The 19,966-nt window shown below is 76.3% G+C and carries 1 protein-coding gene; it reads left to right on the forward strand.

Translation table 11 applies throughout. From position 1 onward, the window contains the following. The first annotated feature begins 7 nt into the window (after nucleotides 1-7). Nucleotides 8-19,960, forward strand: coding sequence for a non-ribosomal peptide synthase/polyketide synthase (locus C9F11_RS41610; protein WP_138965623.1), 19,953 nt, complete (start codon nucleotides 8-10; stop codon nucleotides 19,958-19,960). The last annotated feature ends 6 nt before the right edge of the window (nucleotides 19,961-19,966 follow it).

Genomic DNA, 19,966 nt, shown 5'->3' on the forward strand with positions numbered 1-19,966 from the left:
CCAGACCATGACGTCTTCGAAGCGAGACCGCGCCGCGGCCCTGCCCAAGGACCTCCAGGAGGCGCTGCGCCGTCGCCTCGCCGGGCGCGCCGGCGGCGCGCCGGGAACGACCGCGGCCGGGAAGGACGGAGCGCCGGGCCCGGCCGCACGGCCGGGCATCCCGCCCGCGGACCGCTCCGCTCCGCTCCCGCTGTCCTTCGCCCAGCAGCGGCTGTGGTTCCTGGACCGGCTGCGGCCCGGCGACTCCCGCTACAACAGCGCCGTCGCGCTGCGGCTCACCGGCGCCCTCGACCGCGCGGCGCTCTCCCGCGCCCTTGACACCGTCGTGGCGCGCCACGAGGCGCTGCGCACCACGTTCCAGGAGACCGACGGGCGACCGGCCCAGACCGTGAGCCCGGCCGGTCCGGTGCCGCTGCCCGTACGGGACCTGCCCGCCGCGGGCACGGCGGCCCTGGAGGAAGCCCTCCTCGCGGAGTACGAGCGGTCCTTCGACCTGAGCGGCGGCCCGCTGCTGCGCGCCCTGCTGCTGCGGGAGCCCGAGGGCGCCGAGGCGTCCCACGTCCTGCTCCTGACCGCCCACCACATCGTCACCGACGGCTGGTCGATGGGCGTGGTCCTGGAGGAGCTGTGCGCCGCGTACGACGCGCTGGCCCGGGGCGCGGCACCGGAGCTGCCGCCGGTGGCGGCGCAGTACCCGGACTTCGCGGTGTGGCAGCGCGAGCGGCTCTCCGGAGCGCGCCTGGAGCGGCACCTCGCCCACTGGGCCGAGCAGCTGACCGGCGCCGTGCCGCCGGGCCTGCCGCTGGACCGGCCCCGCCGCGGCGAGGAGGCGGGGGCGGGCGCCGTGCACACCTTCGCCGTGTCCGCGGACACCACGGCCCGGCTGCGCGCGCTCGCCACGGAACGGCACACCACTCTCTTCACGGCCCTGGTCGCCGGGTGCCAGGCGCTCCTGGCCCGCTGGTCGGGGCAGGACGACATCACCATCGGCTCGCTGACCCCCGGCCGCTCCCACACCGACCTGGAACGGTCCGTCGGCTTCTACGTCAACACCGTCGTGCTGCGCACCCCCGTGGCGGAGGCCGGGTCCTTCCGCGACCTCCTGGGCGCCACGGCCGACACCGTCAACGACGCCTTCGCGCACGGCGACACGCCCTTCGAGCGCCTGGTGGAGACCGTGGGCGCGACCCGCGAGGCAGGCCGCAACCCCCTGTTCGACGTGATGGTCCTGCTGCACCCCGCCCCGCCCGGGGCGCCCGGCATGAACGGGGTGAGCGCCTCCCCGGTGACCGTGCCCCGGCGCGCCTCCACCTTCGACCTGAGCGTGGAGTTCGTGCCCGACGGGGACAAGCTCGTCGGCCTCCTGGAGTACCGCACCGACCTGTTCGACACCGCCACGGCCGAGCGGATGGCCGACCAGCTCGTGCGGCTCCTCGACACCGCCGCCTCGGAGCCGGACCGCTCCCTGGGCACGGTCCCGCTGCTCTCCCCGGAAGAGACCCGCCGGATCACCCAGGAGTGGAACGCCACGGCGGCACCGGAGCCCGCCGGAACCTACCCCGAGCTCTTCGCCCGGCAGGTCGCCCGGGCCCCGCACGCCACCGCCCTGGTCGCCGGGGACGACCGCCTCGACTACGCGACGCTCGACGCCCGCGCCGACCTCCTCGCCCACCACCTCCTCGCCCACGGCGCCGGGCCCGAACGACTGGTCGCGCTGCGGCTGCCCCGCACCGCCGACATGATCGTGGCGATGCTCGCCGTGTGGAAGTCCGGCGCGGGCTATCTGCCGCTGGACCCCTCGCTGCCCGACGAGCGCGTGCGGTTCCTCCTCGACGACGCCCGCCCGGCCCTGGTCCTGGACGAGGCCGCGCTCGCGGCCGTGCCGGACACCGGGCCCGCCGCCGCCCTCCCGGCCGCGCCGCTCGACCCGGACACCACCGCGTACGTCATCTACACCTCCGGCTCCACCGGCCGCCCCAAGGGCGTCGCCGTCTCGCACCGCTCGCTCACGAACCTCCTGGCGGGCCACCGCGAGGGCTTCGTCGCCGCGGCGGGCGGCGGCCCGCTGCACGTCGCCCTGACCGCGTCGTTCTCCTTCGACACCTCGCTGGAGGGCGTGCTGCTGATGGCCGACGGCCACCCGCTGCACCTCGTCGACGAGACGACCCGTCTGGACGCCGCCGCCCTGGTCGAGTACGTCGTCGCGCACCGCGTCGACTTCCTCGACCTGACACCCTCGTACCTGCGCCAGCTGCTGCCCGCCGGACTGCTGAGCGACCCCCGCCACCACCCCCGGATCCTGATGCTCGGCGGCGAGGCCATCGGCCCCGCCCTGTGGCGCGAGCTCGCCGGACACCAGGACGTGGCCGCGTACAACTTCTACGGCCCCACCGAGTGCACCGTCGACGCGCTCGCCTGCCGCATCGGGGGCGACGGGCGGCCGCTGGTGGGCCGTCCGCTGCCCGGCGTGCGGGCCTACGTCCTCGACCGGCGGCTCCAGGCCGTGCCGCCCGGCGTCGGCGGCGAGCTGTACCTGGCGGGCGAGCAGGTCGCCCGCGGCTACGCGGGCCGCCCGGGCCTCACCGCCGCCCGCTTCCTGCCGGACCCGTTCGGGCCGCCCGGCAGCCGCATGTACCGCACCGGGGACCTGGCCCGCTGGACCGGCGACGGGCAACTCGACTACCTGGGCCGCGCCGACGACCAGGTGAAGGTGCGCGGCCACCGCATCGAGCCGGGCGAGATCGAGGCCGTGCTCCTCGACCTGCCGGACGTCTCCGGGGCCGCGGTCGTCGCGGTGCCCGACGCGCACGGCCATCTGCGCCTCGCCGCCTACGTCACGCCCGCCGCGGACGCGGCCACGCCCGCCGCCGCGGAGCTGCGGGGCGCGTGCCGCCGCGTCCTGCCCGACCACATGGTGCCGTCCTCGTTCACCGTGCTCGACACGCTGCCGCTGACCGCCCACGGCAAGCTGGACCGCAGGGCCCTGCCCGCCCCCGACCTCGCATCCGGGCCCCGCGAACGGGAGTTCGTCGCCCCGCGCACCCCCGACGAGGAGACCCTCGCGGCCATCTGGGCGGAGGTCCTCGGCACGAGCAGGGTCGGGGTCACCGACAACTTCTTCGAGCTCGGCGGCGACTCCATCCTCAGCATCCAGGCCGTCTCCCGCGCCCGCGCCGCCGGTCTGCGCCTCAGCTCGCAGGACGTGTTCCGGCACCAGACGGTCGCTGACCTGGCCGCCGCCGCGTCCCGGCGGAACGCCGACGTGCCCGCGCCCCGACGGCCGCGCACCGAGGGGCCCGCCCCCCTGACCCCCGTCCAGGAGTGGTTCTTCGCCACCCACGGACCCCGGCGGCACTTCAGCATGTCGCTCCTGCTCGACCTGCCGTACGACCTCGACGAACAGGCCCTGGAACGGGCCGTGGAAGCCCTCGCCGCCCACCACCCGGCGCTGCGCACACGCTTCGCGAACACCGACGGCAGCTGGCGGCAGCACCCCGGAGAGGGCCCGGCCACCGGCCTGCTGACCCGCCACGACCTGCCCGCCGACGCCGCCGCGACCGCCCGGGAAGCGGCCGCCGACGCCGCCCGCGCCGCCCTCGACCCGGCCACCGGCGCCCTCCTGCGCGCGGCCCTGCTGCGCCCGGCGGCGGGGGAGCGGCCGCAGCTGTTCCTGACCGCCCACCACTTGGCCGTGGACAGCGTCTCCTGGCGGATCCTCCTCGCCGACCTGGAGCAGGCCTACCGCCAGGCCGCCGCGGGCGAGCCGGTCCGCCTGGAACCCGCCGCCACGCCGTTCGCCGACTGGGCCGGACACCTGTCCGAGCGCGTGCGCTCCGGCGGCCTCGACGGCGACCTGCCCGCCTGGGCGGCGGAGGCCGCCGAGCCCCGCACCGCGCTGCCCGTCGACCGGACGGCCGCCCCGCTCGCCGGATCGGTGCGCACCGTGCGCACCCGCGTGGACCGCACCACCACGGAGGCACTGCTGCGCCGGGTGCCCGGCGTCTACCGCACCCAGGTCAACGACGTGCTGCTCAGCGCCCTCGGCCGGGTGCTCGCCGACTGGGCGGGCACCGAACGGGTCACCGTCGCCCTGGAGGGCCACGGCCGCGAGGACGACATCCTCGACCTGTCCGGCACGGTGGGCTGGTTCACCACCCAGTACCCCGTCACCCTCGCCCCCGCCGGGCCGCCCGGCGCGCCCGACTGGGGCGCCACGCTCAAGGCCGTCAAGGAGCGGCTGCGGGCCGTGCCCCGGCGCGGCCTGAGCTACGAGGCGCTGGCCCGCCTCGGCTCGCCCGACCCGGCGGCCCGCGCCCTGCGGGACCTGCCGCTGCCCCAGGTGTCGTTCAACTACCACGGCCAGTGGGACACCTCCGGCACCGGGGACTTCGCCCCCGCCGCCGACGTGCCCGGCCGGGACCTCGCCCCCGACGTGCCCGTCGACCACCTGCTCGACGTCACGGCCGTGGTGGCGGACGGCGAACTGGAGATCACCTGGCACTACAGCCGGGACACCCACGACACGGCCACCGTCGAGGACCTGGCCGCGGGCCTGGTCACCGCCCTCACCGCGATCACCGAGCACTGCGCGCGCCCCGACGCGGGCGGCCGCACCCCCTCCGACTTCCCGCTGGCCCGCCTCGACCAGGCCGGCGTGGACCGCCTCGCCGGCGACGGCAGGAGCGTGGAGGACCTGCTGCCGCTGACCCCCCTCCAGGAAGGCATGCTCTTCCACCGCCTCGTCGGCGGCCCCGACGACGTGTACGTGGACCAGGCGGCGCTGCTCCTCGACGGCGTGGCAGACCCGCACGCCTTCGCCCTGGCCTGGCAGCAGGTGGCCGACGAGACGCCCACCCTGCGCACGTCCGTGGTCTGGGAGGACGTCCCCGCCCCGCTCCAGGTGGTGCACCGCGAGGTCTGCGTACCGGTCACCCACGTGGACCTGCGGGACCTGGCCGAGGACGAGCGCGCCGCCCGGTTCGAGCGGCTGCGCGCCGACGACCTCGCGCGCGGCATCGACCTCACCACGGCTCCCCTCATGCGGCTCACCCTGGTCCGGCTGCCCGACGCGCGCCTGCACCTGCTGTGGACCTCCCACCATCTGATCCTGGACGGCTGGAGCCTCGCCCAGGTGCTCACCGAGGTAGGCGAGCGCTACGCCGCGCTCACCAGCGGCAGCCCCGCCCGGCCGCTGGTGCGCCGCCCCTTCGGCGACTACGTACGGTGGCTGGCCGAACAGGACGGCACGGCCGCACGCGCGCACTGGCAGCAGGTCCTCGCGGGCTTCGCCACGCCGACCCCGCTGCCCGTCGACCGCCCCCTCGGCGACGCGCACCGGGCCCGCTCCGCCGGGGTCCACACCACCGGCCTGTCCGACGAGGTGTCCGCGCGCCTCGCGCGCACCGCACGGGCCGCCGGACTCACCGCCAACACCCTGGTCCAGGGCTCCTGGGCGCTGCTGCTCGCCCGCCACAGCGGGGAGCGCGACGTGGTGTTCGGCACCACCGTGTCCGGGCGCCCCGACGACCTGCCCGGCGTGGAGTCGATGGTCGGCATGTTCATCAACACCCTGCCCACCCGCGTCCCCGTCGACAGCGCCCGCACGGCCGACGCGTGGCTGCGCGCACTCCAGGAGGCGCAGGCCGAGTCGCGGCGCTACTCCGCGGTCTCCCTGGCCGAGCTGACCGCGCTCAGCGACGTGCCCTCCGGCACCCCGCTGTTCCACAGCATGGTGGCCTTCGAGAACTACCCCTTCGACGAGGCCCGCGCGGCCACCACCGGCGTCCGTCTCCTGGACGTCACCTCCCGCGACGCCACCAACTACCCGCTGGTGCTCCGCGCCTACCAGGGCGAACGGCTCGGCTTCGACCTGGCCTACGATCCGGACCTGTTCGACGCCGCGACGGCACGGTCCCTCGCCGACCGGCTGTGCCTGCTCCTCGCGCAGTTCGCCGACGACCTCGACCGGCCGCTGCGCGACCTCGCCGTCACGACCGCCGAGGAGCGCCGCCGGATCCTGGCCGAGGGGACCGGCACCGCGCACGGACGCCCCGCGTACACCCTGGTGGACCTCTTCGAGGCCCAGGCCGCGCGGACGCCCCGTGCCACCGCGGTCACCTGCGGGGACGACCGCCTCGACTACGCCGCGCTCGACGCGGCGGCCGGGCGCCTCGCCCACCGCCTCGCCGAGGCCGGAGCCGGTCCCGAGCGCTTCGTGGCCCTCGCCCTGCCCCGCTCCACCGACCTGGTCGTCGCGGTCGTCGCCGCCCTGAAGTCCGGCGCCGCCTATCTGCCGATCGACCCCGAGCTGCCCGCCGAGCGCGTCGCCCAGCTGCTGCGCGACACCGCCCCGGTGGCCCTGGTGACCACCACGGACACGGGCGTGCGCGCCGACGGCACCGCCCTGCCCGTCCTGCTCCTGGACGACGCGCGGGTACGGGCCGACCTCGACCGGCGCCCGGCCACCGGCCCGGACCCGGCCCGGCGCCCGCTGCCGGACAGCCCCGCCTACGCCATCTACACCTCCGGCTCCACCGGCAGGCCCAAGGGCGTCGTCGTACCGCACGCCAACGTCGTCCGGCTGTTCACCCGCACCCGCGACTGGTTCGGCTTCGACGAGCACGACGTGTGGACGCTGTTCCACTCCTACGCCTTCGACTTCTCCGTGTGGGAGCTGTGGGGCCCGCTGCTGCACGGCGGCCGGCTCGTCGTCGTCCCCGACGACACCGCCCGCTCCCCGGAGGACTTCCTGCGCCTCCTCGCGGACGAAGGCGTCACGGTCCTCAACCAGACCCCGTCCGCCTTCTACCCGCTCGCCCGCGCGGACGCCGAACACCCCGAACTGAGCAAGCGCCTGACGTTGCGTCAGGTCATTTTCGGCGGTGAGGCCCTCGACGTCGGCCGGCTCGCCGACTGGTACGCCCGCCACCCGGACGAGTCACCGCGCCTGGTCAACATGTACGGCATCACCGAGACCACCGTGCACGTCACCTACGCCCCCCTCGACCGGACGACGGCCCGCACCGGCACCGCGAGCCCCATCGGCACCGGCATCCCCGACCTGCGCGTCCACGTGCTCGACGACGACCTCGCCCTGGCACCCCCCGGCGCCATCGGCGAGATGTACGTGGCGGGCGAGGGCCTGGCCCGCGGCTACCTCGGCCTGCCCGCCCTCACCGCCACCCGCTTCCTGCCCGACCCCTTCGGGCCGCCCGGCAGCCGCATGTACCGCACCGGCGACCGGGCGCGGCGGCGGCCCGACGGCACCCTGGAGTACCTCGGCCGCGCCGACGCCCAGGTCAAGATCCGCGGCTACCGCATCGAACCCGGCGAGATCGAGGCCGCGCTCCACACCCACCCCGGCGTCGGCGCCGCCACCGTCGGTGTGTACGAGGACTCCTCCGGGACCCGCCGCCTGGTCGCCCACGTCGTCGGCTCGGGTGCGCACGGCGCTCCGGCGGCCGCCGTGCTCCGCGCGCACCTCGAAGGCCTGCTGCCCGCCCACATGGTGCCCGCCGCCTACGTCCCCCTGGCCGCGCTGCCCCTGACCGTCAACGGCAAGCTCGACCGGCGTGCCCTGCCCGCGCCCGGCGCCGACGGCTTCGCCACGGGGGGCGACCGCACTCCGCCGCGCACCGAGGCCGAACGCCTGGTCGCCGCGGTCTGGGCGGCCGTCCTGGACACCGACGAGGTGGGCGCCGACGACGACTTCTTCGCCCTCGGCGGCGACTCCATCCTCGCCGTCCGCGTCACCTCGCGGCTGCGCGCCGCCTTCGGCGCGGACGTCTCACCCCGGCTCCTCTTCACCCACCCCACCGTGTGCGCCCTCGCCGCCGCCCTCGGCGAGCCGTCGGGCGCCGCGGCCCCCGACGTGATCCCGGCCACCGACCCGGACACCGCGGCGCCGCTGTCGTACGCCCAGCAGCGCCTGTGGTTCCTCGACCGCTTCGAGCCCGGCAGCACCGAGTACACGACGGTGTCCGCCCTGCGCCTGCGCGGCACGCTCGACGAGGCCGCCCTGCGCACCGCCCTCGACGGCCTGGTCGCCCGGCACGAGGCCCTGCGCACCACGTTCGCCGAACAGGACGGCACGGCCCGGCAGCTCGTGGCCCCGCCGCACGGCGCCGACCTGCGCGTGGACGACCTCACGTCCGCCGCGGCCGACGCGGTGGACACCCTCCTGGAACGCGAGGCCACCACCCCCTTCGACCTGAGCACCGGGCCCCTGCTGCGGGCCCGCCTCGCCCGCCTTGCCGCCGACGAGCACGTGCTCGTCCTGGCCCTCCACCACATCGTCACCGACGGCTGGTCCCTCGGCGTCCTCGGCCGAGACCTCGGCGAGCTGTACACGGCGGCGCTGGAGGGCCGCGGCCCGCGGCTGCCCGAACTGCCCGTGCGCTACGCCGACTACGCCGCCTGGCAGCGCGGCCGCACCGAGGAGGCCGAGCGGCAGCTCGCCCACTGGAAGCGCGCACTGGACGGCCTGGCCCCGCTGGAGCCGCCCACGGACCGGCCCCGCCCCGCCGTACGCACCCGCGACGGCGCCCTGGTGACCTTCCCGCTGCCCGCCGCGCTCGTGGAGCGGCTGCGGGAACGGGGCCGCGAGGCCGACGCCACCCTGTACATGACGCTCCTGACGGCCTGCCAGGTCCTGCTCGCCCGGTGGACGGGCCAGCAGGACGTCGCCGTCGGCACCGTGACCGCGGGGCGCGAGCGCCCCGAACTCCACGACGTGGTCGGCATGTTCGTCAACACCCTCGTGCTGCGCGGCGAGGTCACCCCCGGCGCGTCGTTCCGCCGCCTGCTGGACCGGGCGCGCACCACCACCCTCGACGCCTTCGCCCACCAGGACGTGCCCTTCGAGCGGGTCGTGGACGCGGTGCGGCCCGAGCGCGACACCAGCCGCACCCCCCTGTTCCAGGTCATGGTGGCCCTGCACAACCTGGGCACCGAGGCACCCGGCCTGCCCGGCCTCGACGTCGAGGCCGTGACCCCGCCGGTGCGGGGCGCCACCTTCGACCTCGCCTTCGACTTCGTCGAGCACGACGACGGCGTCACCGGCCACCTGGAGTACAGCACCGGCCTGTTCGACCCCGGCACCGCCGAGCGCCTCGCCGCCCAGCTGCGGCTGCTCCTGGAAGCGGTCGCCGACGACCCGGACCAGGAGGTCGGCGCCCTGCCGCTGCTGAGCCCCGCCGAACAGCGGCAGGTCCTTCAGGAGTGGCAGGGCGGCCCGGCACCCGCGCCGGAGACCACCTTCCCGGCCCTGTTCGAGGCGCGGGCCGTGCGCACGCCGGACGCCACCGCCCTGGTCGCCCGCGACGCCACGCTCGACTTCGCCGCCCTCAACGACCGCGCCAACCGCCTCGCCCACCACCTCATCGCCCAGGGCGTCGGCCCCGAGCGCACCGTCGCCACGCGGCTGCCGCGCACCTCGGACCAGGTGGTCGCCCTGTTCGCCGTCCTCAAGGCGGGCGGCACCCTGCTGTGCCTCGACCCCGATCTGCCCGAGGAGCGCGTAGCCCACCTCACCGCCGACGCCGCGCCCCGCACGGTCCTGACGGCCGAGGCGCTGCGCGCGGTGCCCTGGGACCGACTGCCCGCCCACGACCCCACCGACGCCGACCGCCTCGCGCCGCTGCGCCCGGCCACCACCGCGTACGTCATCTACACCTCCGGCTCCACCGGGCGGCCCAAGGGCGTCGCCGTGGAACACCGCCAGCTGGTCAACCTCTGCCACGACCACCAGGAAGGGCTCGTCGCCCCGCACACCACCGACGGCCGTCGGCTGCGGGCCGCGCTCAGCGCGTCGTTCTCCTTCGACACCTCCTGGGAGGGGCCGCTGCTCCTCGCGCTCGGCCAGGAAGTCCACCTCGTCGACGAGGACGTGCGCCTGGACCCCGACGCGTTCTGCGCCCAGGTCGCCGAGCGCCGCCTGGACCTGGTGAACGTCACCCCGTCCTTCCTGCGCGAACTCACCGCGGCGGGCCTCCTCGCGCCCGGCCGCCACCACCCGCGCGTGCTCCTGGTGGGAGGCGAGGCAATCGGCACCGACACCTGGCGCGAGCTGTGCGCGGCACAGGACGCCGGCGTCACCGCGTACAACGTGTACGGGCCCACCGAGTGCACCGTCGACGCCGTCTACGGCCCGTGCGCCCAACGGCCCGAGCGCCCGGTCATCGGCCGCCCCGGCCGGGGCGTCTTCGCCTACGTCCTCGACGGCGCGCTGCGGCCGGTGCCGCCCGGCACCCCGGGCGAGCTGTACCTCGCGGGCGCGCAGGTGGCCCGCGGCTATCTGAACCGGCCGGGCCTGACCGCGACCCGCTTCCTCGCCGACCCCTACGGGGCGCCGGGCACGCGCATGTACCGCACCGGCGACCGCGCCCGCTGGGACGACCGCGGCCTCCTGGAGTTCCTCGGCCGCGTCGACGAGCAGGTCAAGATCCGCGGCTTCCGCATCGAACCCGGTGAGATCGAGGCCGCCCTGACGGCCCATCCGGACGTCGCCGAGGCCGTGGTGACGCCCCACGAGCACGCGGGCCGCACCCTGCTCGTGGCGTACGTGGTGCCCGCGGGGGAGCACACCCCGACGGGCGACGACCTGCGGGCCCGGCTGCGCAGGACGCTGCCGGACCACATGGTGCCGCAGGCGTTCGTGCCGCTGACGCGCATCCCGCGCACCAGCGGCGGCAAGACCGACCGCCGCGCCCTGCCCGCCCCGCCCGCGCAGCCCGACACCCAGGTGCCCTACGTCGCGCCCCGGCCCGGCACCGAGGAGCGCCTGGCCACGATCTGGGCGGACGTCCTGGGGGTGGCCCGGGTGGGCGCGCGCGACAACTTCTTCGCGCTCGGCGGCGACTCCATCCTCAGCATCCAGATCGTCTCCCGGGCCCGCCGCGCGGGCCTCGCCGTGACCACCAAGGACGTGTTCCGCGCGCCGACCGTCGCCGAACTCGCCCTGTGCGCCACCACCGCGGACCCGGCCGGGGCCGCCGCGGGCGCCGCCCCACCCGCCGAGGCGCCGCTCACCCCGATCCAGCGCTGGTACCTCGACGCCCGCCGCCCCGGCGACGCGCTGCGCTTCACCATGACCCAGCGCCTCGAACTGGCCCCGGGCACCGACCTGTCCGCCCTGGAGCAGGCCGTGGACGCCGTCGTGCGCCACCACGCCGCGCTGCGCACCCGCTTCCGCCACACCGGCGACGGCTGGCGCCAGGAACTCCTCGCCGAGGCCCCCGGGCCCGTGTTCACCGCCCACGACGCGACGGGCCTCGACGAGGCCGCGCTCGAGGCGCGGGTGCAGCGCGCGGCGGACGCGGCCCAGGCCTCGCTCGACCCCACCGAGGGCCGGACGGTCCGGGTCCTGGTCTTCGACCGCGGCCCCGACCGGCCCGCGCAACTCGTCTTCACCGTGCACCACTTGGCGGTGGACGGCGTCTCCTGGCGCATCCTGCTCGGCGACCTGGAGAGCGCCCACCGCGCAGCAGCCGCCGGCCGGCCCGTCGACCTCGCCCCGGTCGGCACCGCGTACGGACACTGGGCCGCCCGGCTCGACGAGCACACCCGCTCCGGCGCCCTGGAAGCCGACCTCGCCCACTGGCGGCGGACCGCCGCCGCACCGGCGGACCTGCCCGCGGGGCGCCCCGGCCCCAACACCCACGGCGGCGCCGCCACCCTCACGGTCACGCTGACGCCCGAGGAGACCGACGCCCTGCTGCGCCAGGTCCCCGACGTCTACCGCACCCAGGTCAACGACGTGCTCCTCAGCGCCCTGGGCCGCACCCTGGCCCGCTGGTGCGGGCGCGACACCGTCCTGATCGGCGTGGAGGGCCACGGCCGCGAGGACCTGTTCGAGCACGTGGACCTGTCGCGGACCGTCGGCTGGTTCACCGCCGAGTTCCCCCTCGCCCTGACCGTCGACCCCGACGCCGACTGGCGCGACACCCTGCGCTCGGTCAAGGAACAGCTGCGCGCGGTCCCGCTGCACGGCCTGAGCCACGGCGCCCTGCGGCACCTGCTGCCCGAAAGCCCGCTGGCCGAAGGGCCCGCACCGCAGGTCGGGTTCAACTACCACGGGCAGTGGGACACCGCGGGCCCCCGGGACGGCGCGCTGTACGGCGCCGCCCTGCCGTCCGCGGGCCGCGACACCGACCCCGACGAGAACCGGCCCTACCTCCTCGACATCACCGGCGTGGTCCACGACGGGCGCCTCGAACTCGGCTGGACCTACCCGAGCGCCGTCTACGACGAGGCCACCGTGCGCCGACTGGCCGAGGAGACGCACGCGGCGCTGCGCGACATCGCCCGGCACTGCGCCCGCCCCGACGCGGGCGGCCGCACGCCCTCCGACTTCCCGCTCGCCGGGCTCACCCAGGACCACCTGGACCGGCTCCTCGGCGACGGACGGCACGTCGCGGACGTCCTGCCGCTGACCCCGCTGCAGGCCGGGATGCTCTTCCACGGCCTCGTCGACACCGCGGGCGCCTACTTCGACCGCACCGCGGTGCGCCTCTCCGGAGTCACGGACCCGCGGGCGCTCGCCGCCGCCTGGCAGCAGGTCGCCGACCGCACCCCGGCGCTGCGCACCAGCGTCCACTGGCAGGGCCTGCCGCAGCCGGTGCAAGTGGTCCGCCACCGCGCCCAACTGCCCGTCACCCACCTCGACTGGCGCGCGCTGACGCCCGACGGACGCGCGGAGGCCGTCGAGCGGCTGCTCGCCGAGGACCGCGCCGCGGGCATGGAGCTGACCACCGCGCCGCTCACCCGGATCACCCTGGCCGCCCTGCCCGATGACGAGGTCCTGCTGCTGTGGTCCTCGCACCACCTCATCCTCGACGGCTGGAGCAGCGGCCAGCTCCTCATCGAGGTGTGCGAGCGCTACGCCGCGCTCACCGGCGGCCCGGAAGCCGCCGCACCGATCCGGCGCCCCTTCGCGGACTTCCTCCAGTGGCTCGCGGAGCAGGACGAGTCCGTCGCCGAGGCGCACTGGGCCGAAGAGCTCGCCGGATGCGCCGCCCGCACCCCGCTGCCGTACGACCGCGTACCCGCCGAGGCGCACCGCGCCCGCTCCGGGGAGGCCGTCGCACGCGAACTCGACGCCGACGTCTCCCGTACGCTGCGGGAGACGGCGGCCCGCGCCGGACTGACCGTCAACACCGTGGTGCAGGCCGCCTGGGGGCTGCTCCTGGCCCGCTACAGCGGCCGCGACGACGTCGTGTTCGGCACGACGGTCTCCGGCCGCCCCGCCGAGCTGCCCGGCGTGGACTCCATGGTCGGCATGTTCATCAACACCGTGCCGACACGGGTGCGCGTCCCCGGCGGCGGCGTGCTGCCCTGGCTGCGCGACCTCCAGGAGCGGCAGAGCGACGCCCGCCGCTTCGACTTCCTCGCGCTGCCCCGCATCCAGGCCCTCAGCGAGCTCCCGTCGGGCGAGGCCCTGTTCGACAGTATGGTGGTGTTCGAGAACTACCCCGTCGACGAGCAGGCCGCGGCCAGGACCGGCGTGCGCGTCGAGGAGGTGCGCGCCGACGACGCCACCACCTTCCCGCTGTGCCTGCGCGCCCACCTCGCCGAGGGGCTCGGCTTCGACCTGGCCTACGACACCGCCCTCTTCGACCGGGCCACCGTGGAACGCGCCGCGGACCGCCTGGTCACCCTGCTCACCCGCCTCGCCGAGGGCCTCGGCGGAGACGTCGACGACCTGGACCTGCTCACCGCCGAGGACAAGGACCTCCTGCGGCGGTGGAACACCACCGCCTCCGACGGCGCGCCCCCGCGCACCCCGGTGGCCCTCTTCGCCGAGCAGGCCCGCCGCACCCCCGCCGCGGTCGCCCTCCAGGACGGCGACCAGACACTGACGTACCGTCAACTCGACGCCTGGTCCGACCGCGTGGCCGCCCGCCTCCGCGCGCAGGGCCTGCGGCCCGAGGACCGCGTGGCCCTGCTCATGGACCGCTCCGCCGCCCTCGTGGTCGCGCAGCTCGCGGCCCTCAAGGCGGGCGGCGCCTATGTGCCCGTCGACACCCGTGCGCCCGAGGAGCGCCGCCGCGCCCTGCTCGACCAGGTCGGCGCCACCGTCCGGCTCACCGCCGACGACGTCGAGGCCGCGCGCACCGACCCGGCCGGGGCACCGGCCGCCGGGCAGGCCGACCCCGACCAGCTGGCCTACGTGATGTTCACCTCCGGCTCCACCGGCCTGCCCAAGGCCGTGGCCGTGCGCCACCGCGACGTGGCCGCGCTGGCCACCGACAGCCGCTTCGCGGACGGCGTGTGCGCCCGCGTCCTGCTGCACTCCCCGGTCGCCTTCGACGCCGTCACCTTCGAGGTGTGGGCGCCCCTGCTGACCGGCGGCCGCGTGGTCGTCGCCCCCGACGGGGCGGTGGACGCGGCCCTGCTGCGGCGGCTCGCCGGTGACGGCGGCCTGAGCGCGCTGTGGCTCACCGCCGGACTGTTCCGGCTCCTCGCCCAGGACGCCCCGGACTGCTTCACCGGACTGCGCCAGGTGTGGACGGGCGGTGACGTGGTCCCGGCGGCGGCCGTGCGCCGGGTCCTCGCCGCCTGCCCCGGCCTGACCGTCGTGGACGGCTACGGCCCCACCGAGACCACCACCTTCGCGACCTCCTTCGCCCTCGCCGACGCCGCCGCCGTGCCCGACACCGTGCCGATCGGCCACCCGCTGGACGCCATGCGCGCGCACGTCCTCGACGCCCGCCTCAGGCCCGTGCCACCGGGCTGCGCGGGCGAGCTGTTCCTCGCGGGTGAGGGCGTGGCGCGCGGCTACCTGGGCCGCGGCGCGGACACCGCGGGCCGGTTCCTCGCCGACCCCTACGGGCCGCCCGGCGCCCGCATGTACCGCACCGGTGACCTGGCCCGGCGCCACCCGGACGGCACCGTCGCGTTCCTCGGCCGCGCCGACGACCAGGTGAAGATCCGCGGCTTCCGCGTCGAGCCCGGCGAGGCCGAGGCCGCCCTCGCGGCGCACCCCGGCGTCGCGGACGTCGCCGTGGTGGCCCGCGAGGACCGGCCGGGCGCCCGCCGCCTGGTGGCCTACCTCGTCGGCCCGGCGGGCGAGGACCTGGCGGAGCTGCGGTCCTTCGCCGCCCGCACGCTGCCCGACTACCTCGTGCCCTCCGCGTACGTCCCGCTGGCGGCCCTGCCGCTCAGCGCCAACGGCAAGGTCGACCGGGCGGCGCTCCCGGCGCCGGAACCGGACGCGGGGACGGGCCGCGCCGCACGCGTCGAGCCCCGCACCGACGCCGAACGCCGCGTCGCCGACGTCTTCGCCGACGTCCTCGGCGCGGCCCTGCCCGGCGCGGAGGACGACTTCTTCACCCTGGGCGGCGACTCGATCCTCAGCATCCGCCTCGCGTCCCGCCTGGCCGAGGAGTTCGGCACGGACGTCTCGCCGCGCGCGGTGTTCACCCACCCCACTCCGGCCGCGCTCGCCACCCTGGTCACCGCCGACCCGGCCCCCGGCACGGCACGCCCCGCGATCGTGCCCGTCGCGCGCGCCACGGCCCCCATGTCGTACGCGCAGCAACGCCTGTGGTTCCTAGCTGAGTTCGCGCCCGGCGGGACCGCCGAGTACGTCACGGGCCTCGCGCTGCGGCTGCGCGGACGGCTCGACACCGGTGCCCTCACCGAGGCCCTGAACGGCCTGGTGGCCCGGCACGCTTCGCTGCGCACCACCTTCGACACCGTCGACGGCCACGGCGTACAGCTCGTGCACCCGCCCCGCGAGGTACCGCTGCCGGTGCACGACCTGTCGGGAACGTCCGAGAAGCACCGCGAGGCCCAGCTGCACCGCCTCCTGACGGACGAACGCACCCGCCCCTTCGACCTGCGCCACGGCCCGCTGCTGCGCACCACCCTGGTGCGCCTCGGCGACGACGACCACGTGCTCGCGCTCACCCTGCACCACATCGTCACCGACGGCTGGTCCACCGCCGTGCTCACCGGCGACCTGGCCCACCTCTACCGGCAGGCCCTCGGTACCGGCACCGGAGAGCTGCCGCCGCTGCCGGTGCAGTACGCCGACTACGCGCACTGGCAGCGCACCGCCGAAGGCGCGGACGCCGACGCCCAACTCGCCTACTGGAAGCAGCACCTGGCCGACACCGAACCCGTCGACCTGCCCACCGACCGGCCGCGCCCCGCCGTGCGCACCCACCACGGAGGCACCGCCCGGCTGACCCTGGCACCCCGGACCGCCCGGCGCCTCGCACGAGTCGGCAGGGAGCGCGGGGCCACTCTGTTCACCACGCTCGTCGCGGCCGCGCAGACCTACCTCGCGCGCCTGTCGGGCGGGCGGGACATCGCCGTCGGCACCGTCACCTCCGGCCGCGACCGGCCCGAGGTGCAGAACCTGGTCGGCTTCTTCGTCAACACCCTCGTCCTGCGCTCACGCGTCGAGCCCGAGCGCGGCTTCCCCGAGTTCCTCGACGACGTCCGGCAGACCGTGCTCGACGCCTTCGCCCACCAGGACGTGCCGTTCGAGCGGGTCGTGGACGAGGTGCAGCCGGTGCGCGACACCAGCCGTACCCCGCTCTTCCAGGTCATGGTCGTCCTCCAGAACACCCCGACCGGCGACCTCGACCTGCCGGGGCTCGACGTCTCCGACATCGAGTCGGAGCTCCAGCACGCGGCCTTCGACCTCACCCTGGAGTTCGCCGAGACGGACTCCGGAGCGCTGCACGGACTGCTCACCTACAACACCGACCTGTTCGACGCGGCGACGGCCGAGCGCATGGCCGACCAGCTCGGCACGCTCCTGACGGCCGTCGCCGACGACCCGCACCGGCCCCTGGGCGCCCTGCCCCTGTCGTCCGACGCCGAGCTGAAGACCCTCCTGGAGCAGGGCCACGGCACGGCCCGGCCGGTCACCGCGGTCACCCTGCCGCGGCTCTTCGAACGGCAGGCCGCGCGCACGCCCGACGCGGTGGCGCTCGACGACGGCTCCCGGCAGCTGACGTACGCCGAGGTCGACCGCGCCGCCAACCGCCTCGCCCACCAGCTGATCGGCCGCGGGGTCGGCCCCGAGCACGTGGTGGCCCTGGCCCTGTCCCGGACCGCCGAAGCGGTGGTGGCACAGCTCGCGGTCGCCAAGGCGGGCGGCGCCTTCCTGTCCGTGGACCCCGCCTACCCCGAGCAGCGCCGGGAGTTCATGGTGCGCGACGCGGGCGCCCGGCTCACCCTGGACGACCCGGCGGAGGTCTGGGCCGCCGACGGGCCCGAGACCGCGCCCACCGACGCCGACCGCACCGCACCGCTCACCTGCGACCACCCCGCGTACGTCATCTACACCTCCGGGTCCACCGGCACGCCCAAGGGCGTCGTGGTGCCGCACCGGGGCCTGGCGGGCTTCGCCGCGGCCGCCGCCGAACAGTACGCGGCGGGCCCCGGCGACAAGGTCCTGCAGTTCGCCTCGCCCAGCTTCGACGCCTCAGTCCTGGAGCTGTGCGTCTCCCTGCTCAGCGGCGCCGCCCTGGTGACCGGCGAGGAGGGCCCGCTGGTCGGCGAACGCCTCGCGGAGGTCCTCACCGAGCGGCACGTCAGCCACACCCTCATCCCGCCCGCCGCCCTGGCCACGGTGGCGCCCGAGACCGCGGGCAGCCTGCCGCACCTGCGCACCCTGATCGTCGGCGCGGAGGCCTGCCCGCCCGACCTCGTCGAGCAGTGGGCCCCCGGCCGCCGGATGATCAACTCCTACGGGCCCACCGAGGCGACCGTGGTCGCCTCCTGGACCGGACCCCTCACCCCGGGAGCGGGCGCCCCGCCCATCGGCCGCCCGGCGGGCGCCACCCGCCTGTACGTCCTCGACGCCGCCCTGCGGCCCGTCCCGCCCGGCGTGACCGGCGAGCTGTACGTCGCGGGACCCGGCCTCGCCCGCGGCTATGTGAACCAGCCGGGCCTGACCGCCCGGCGCTTCACCGCCGACCCGTTCGGCCCGCCGGGGGAGCGCATGTACCGCACCGGCGACCTGGTGCGCTGGGACGCCGACGGCGCCCTGCGCTTCGCGGGGCGCGCCGACGACCAGATCAAGCTGCGCGGCTACCGCATCGAGCCGGGCGAGATCGAGAGCGCCCTGCGCCGCAGCGACCGGGTGCGCGACGCGGTCGTCGTCGTCCGCGCCGACGGCGGCTCCGACCGGCTCGTGGCGTACGTGGTGCCCGCCGACGGCGACACCGGACAGCTCCCCGCGGCGGAGTTGCGCGAGCACCTCGCCGGGCTGCTCCCGCTGCACATGGTGCCGTCGGTGTTCGTCCCCCTGGAGCGGCTGCCGCTCACCCCGAACGGCAAGGCCGACCGGCGTGCCCTGCCCGCGCCCGGGCCCGCGCACACCGCCACCGGGCCGCACGTCGCACCGCGCACCGACACCGAACGCCGCGTCGCCCGCATCTGGGGCGACGTCCTCGGTGTCGACGACGTGGGCGCCCACGACAACTTCTTCCTGCTCGGCGGCGACTCGATCCTGAGCATGCAGGTCGTGTCCCGGCTGCGGCGCGACGGGCTGCACCTGGCCACGCGCGACCTGTTCACCCACCAGACGGTGGCCGAACTCGCAGCCGTCGTCAGGACCGCGCCGCAGCGCTCCGGCGAGGGCCCCGTGAGCGGAGACGTACCGCTCACGCCCATCCAGGAGTGGTTCCTGACCACCCCGCGCGCCGCGCACCACCACTTCAACCAGTCGGCGCTCCTGGAACTCGACGGCGCCCCCGACCCGCAGGCCCTGCACGCCGCCCTGGACGCGCTGCTCGACCACCACGACGCGCTGCGCATGCGCTTCACCCTCGGCGCCGACGGCTGGCGGCAGTTCAACCCGCCGCCCGCCGACACCCCCACCGACGGCCTGCTCGTCCAGCACGACCTGAGCGGCCTGGCCGAGGCGGAGGCCGACGAGGCCCTGCGCAAGGCCGCCGACGACCTGCACACCGGCTTCGACCTGGGCCACGGCCCGCTGCTGCGGGCGGCCCTGTTCACCGGGGACGCGGACCGCCCCGTCTTCCTCCTCCTGGTCGGCCACCACCTGGTCGTGGACGCGGTGTCCTGGCGGATCCTCGCCGACGACCTGGAAGCCGCCTACCGGCAGGCGGCCGCGGGCGAACCCATCACCCTGGGGGAGCGCACCACCTCCTTCCGGGACTGGTCCCGACGGCTCGCCGCGCACGTCGCCGAGGGCGGCCTCGACCACGAACTGCCGTACTGGGAGGAGACGGTGACCGCCGAGCCGCCGCCCGCCGCCGAGGCGGCGGGAGCCGACGAGGGCGAGGCCCGGCAGGTCACCGTGGAGCTGACCGAGGAGGACACGACGGCGCTGCTGCGGGCCGCGCCGACCGCCTACCGCACCCGCGTCAACGACGTCCTGCTGGCCGCCCTCGCCCTCGCCCTCGCCCGCTGGACCGGCGGCGACCGGGTCCGCCTCGACCTGGAGGGGCACGGCCGCGAGGACCTGCTCGACGGCGTGGACCTGTCCCGCACGGTCGGCTGGTTCACCACCGTCCACCCCGTCGCCCTCCAGGTGACTCGGCCGGACGACCTCGGCGCCTCCCGCGACTGGCGGGCCCTGGTGAAGTCCGTGCGCCGCCAGCTGCGCGTGGTGCCCGGCAACGGCCTCGGCTACGGCGCCCTGCGCACCTTCGGCCCGCCCGAGGTCCGCGAACGGCTCGGCGCCGCGGCCCACGGCCAGGTGGTGTTCAACTACCTCGGCCAGTGGGACGCCCGGCCCGCGGAGCCCGGCAGCGGCCTCGTGCGCGCCGAGCACGGCTCCCTCGGCCAGGACCACGACCCCCGGGACAGCGGCTCCCACCCCCTGGAGGTGGTCGGCGCCGTCCAGGACGGCCGCCTGGCCTTCACCTGGCACCACCGCACAGGACTGCACGACACGGAGACCGTACGCCGCGTCGCCGAGGAGTTCGCCACGGCTCTGCACCACATAGCCCGGCACGCCCGCGACAGTCTGTGACCCCAC

Origin of the sequence: Streptomyces sp. YIM 121038, assembly GCF_006088715.1 — a bacterium.
In the GTDB taxonomy this organism is placed as follows: Bacteria; Actinomycetota; Actinomycetes; order Streptomycetales; family Streptomycetaceae; genus Streptomyces.

Bases quoted from the DNA above. Each gene is read 5' to 3' on its own strand.
- C9F11_RS41610 (WP_138965623.1), top strand. From the start codon at position 8: ATGACGTCTTCGAAGCGAGACCGCGCCGCGGCCCTGCCCAAGGACCTC.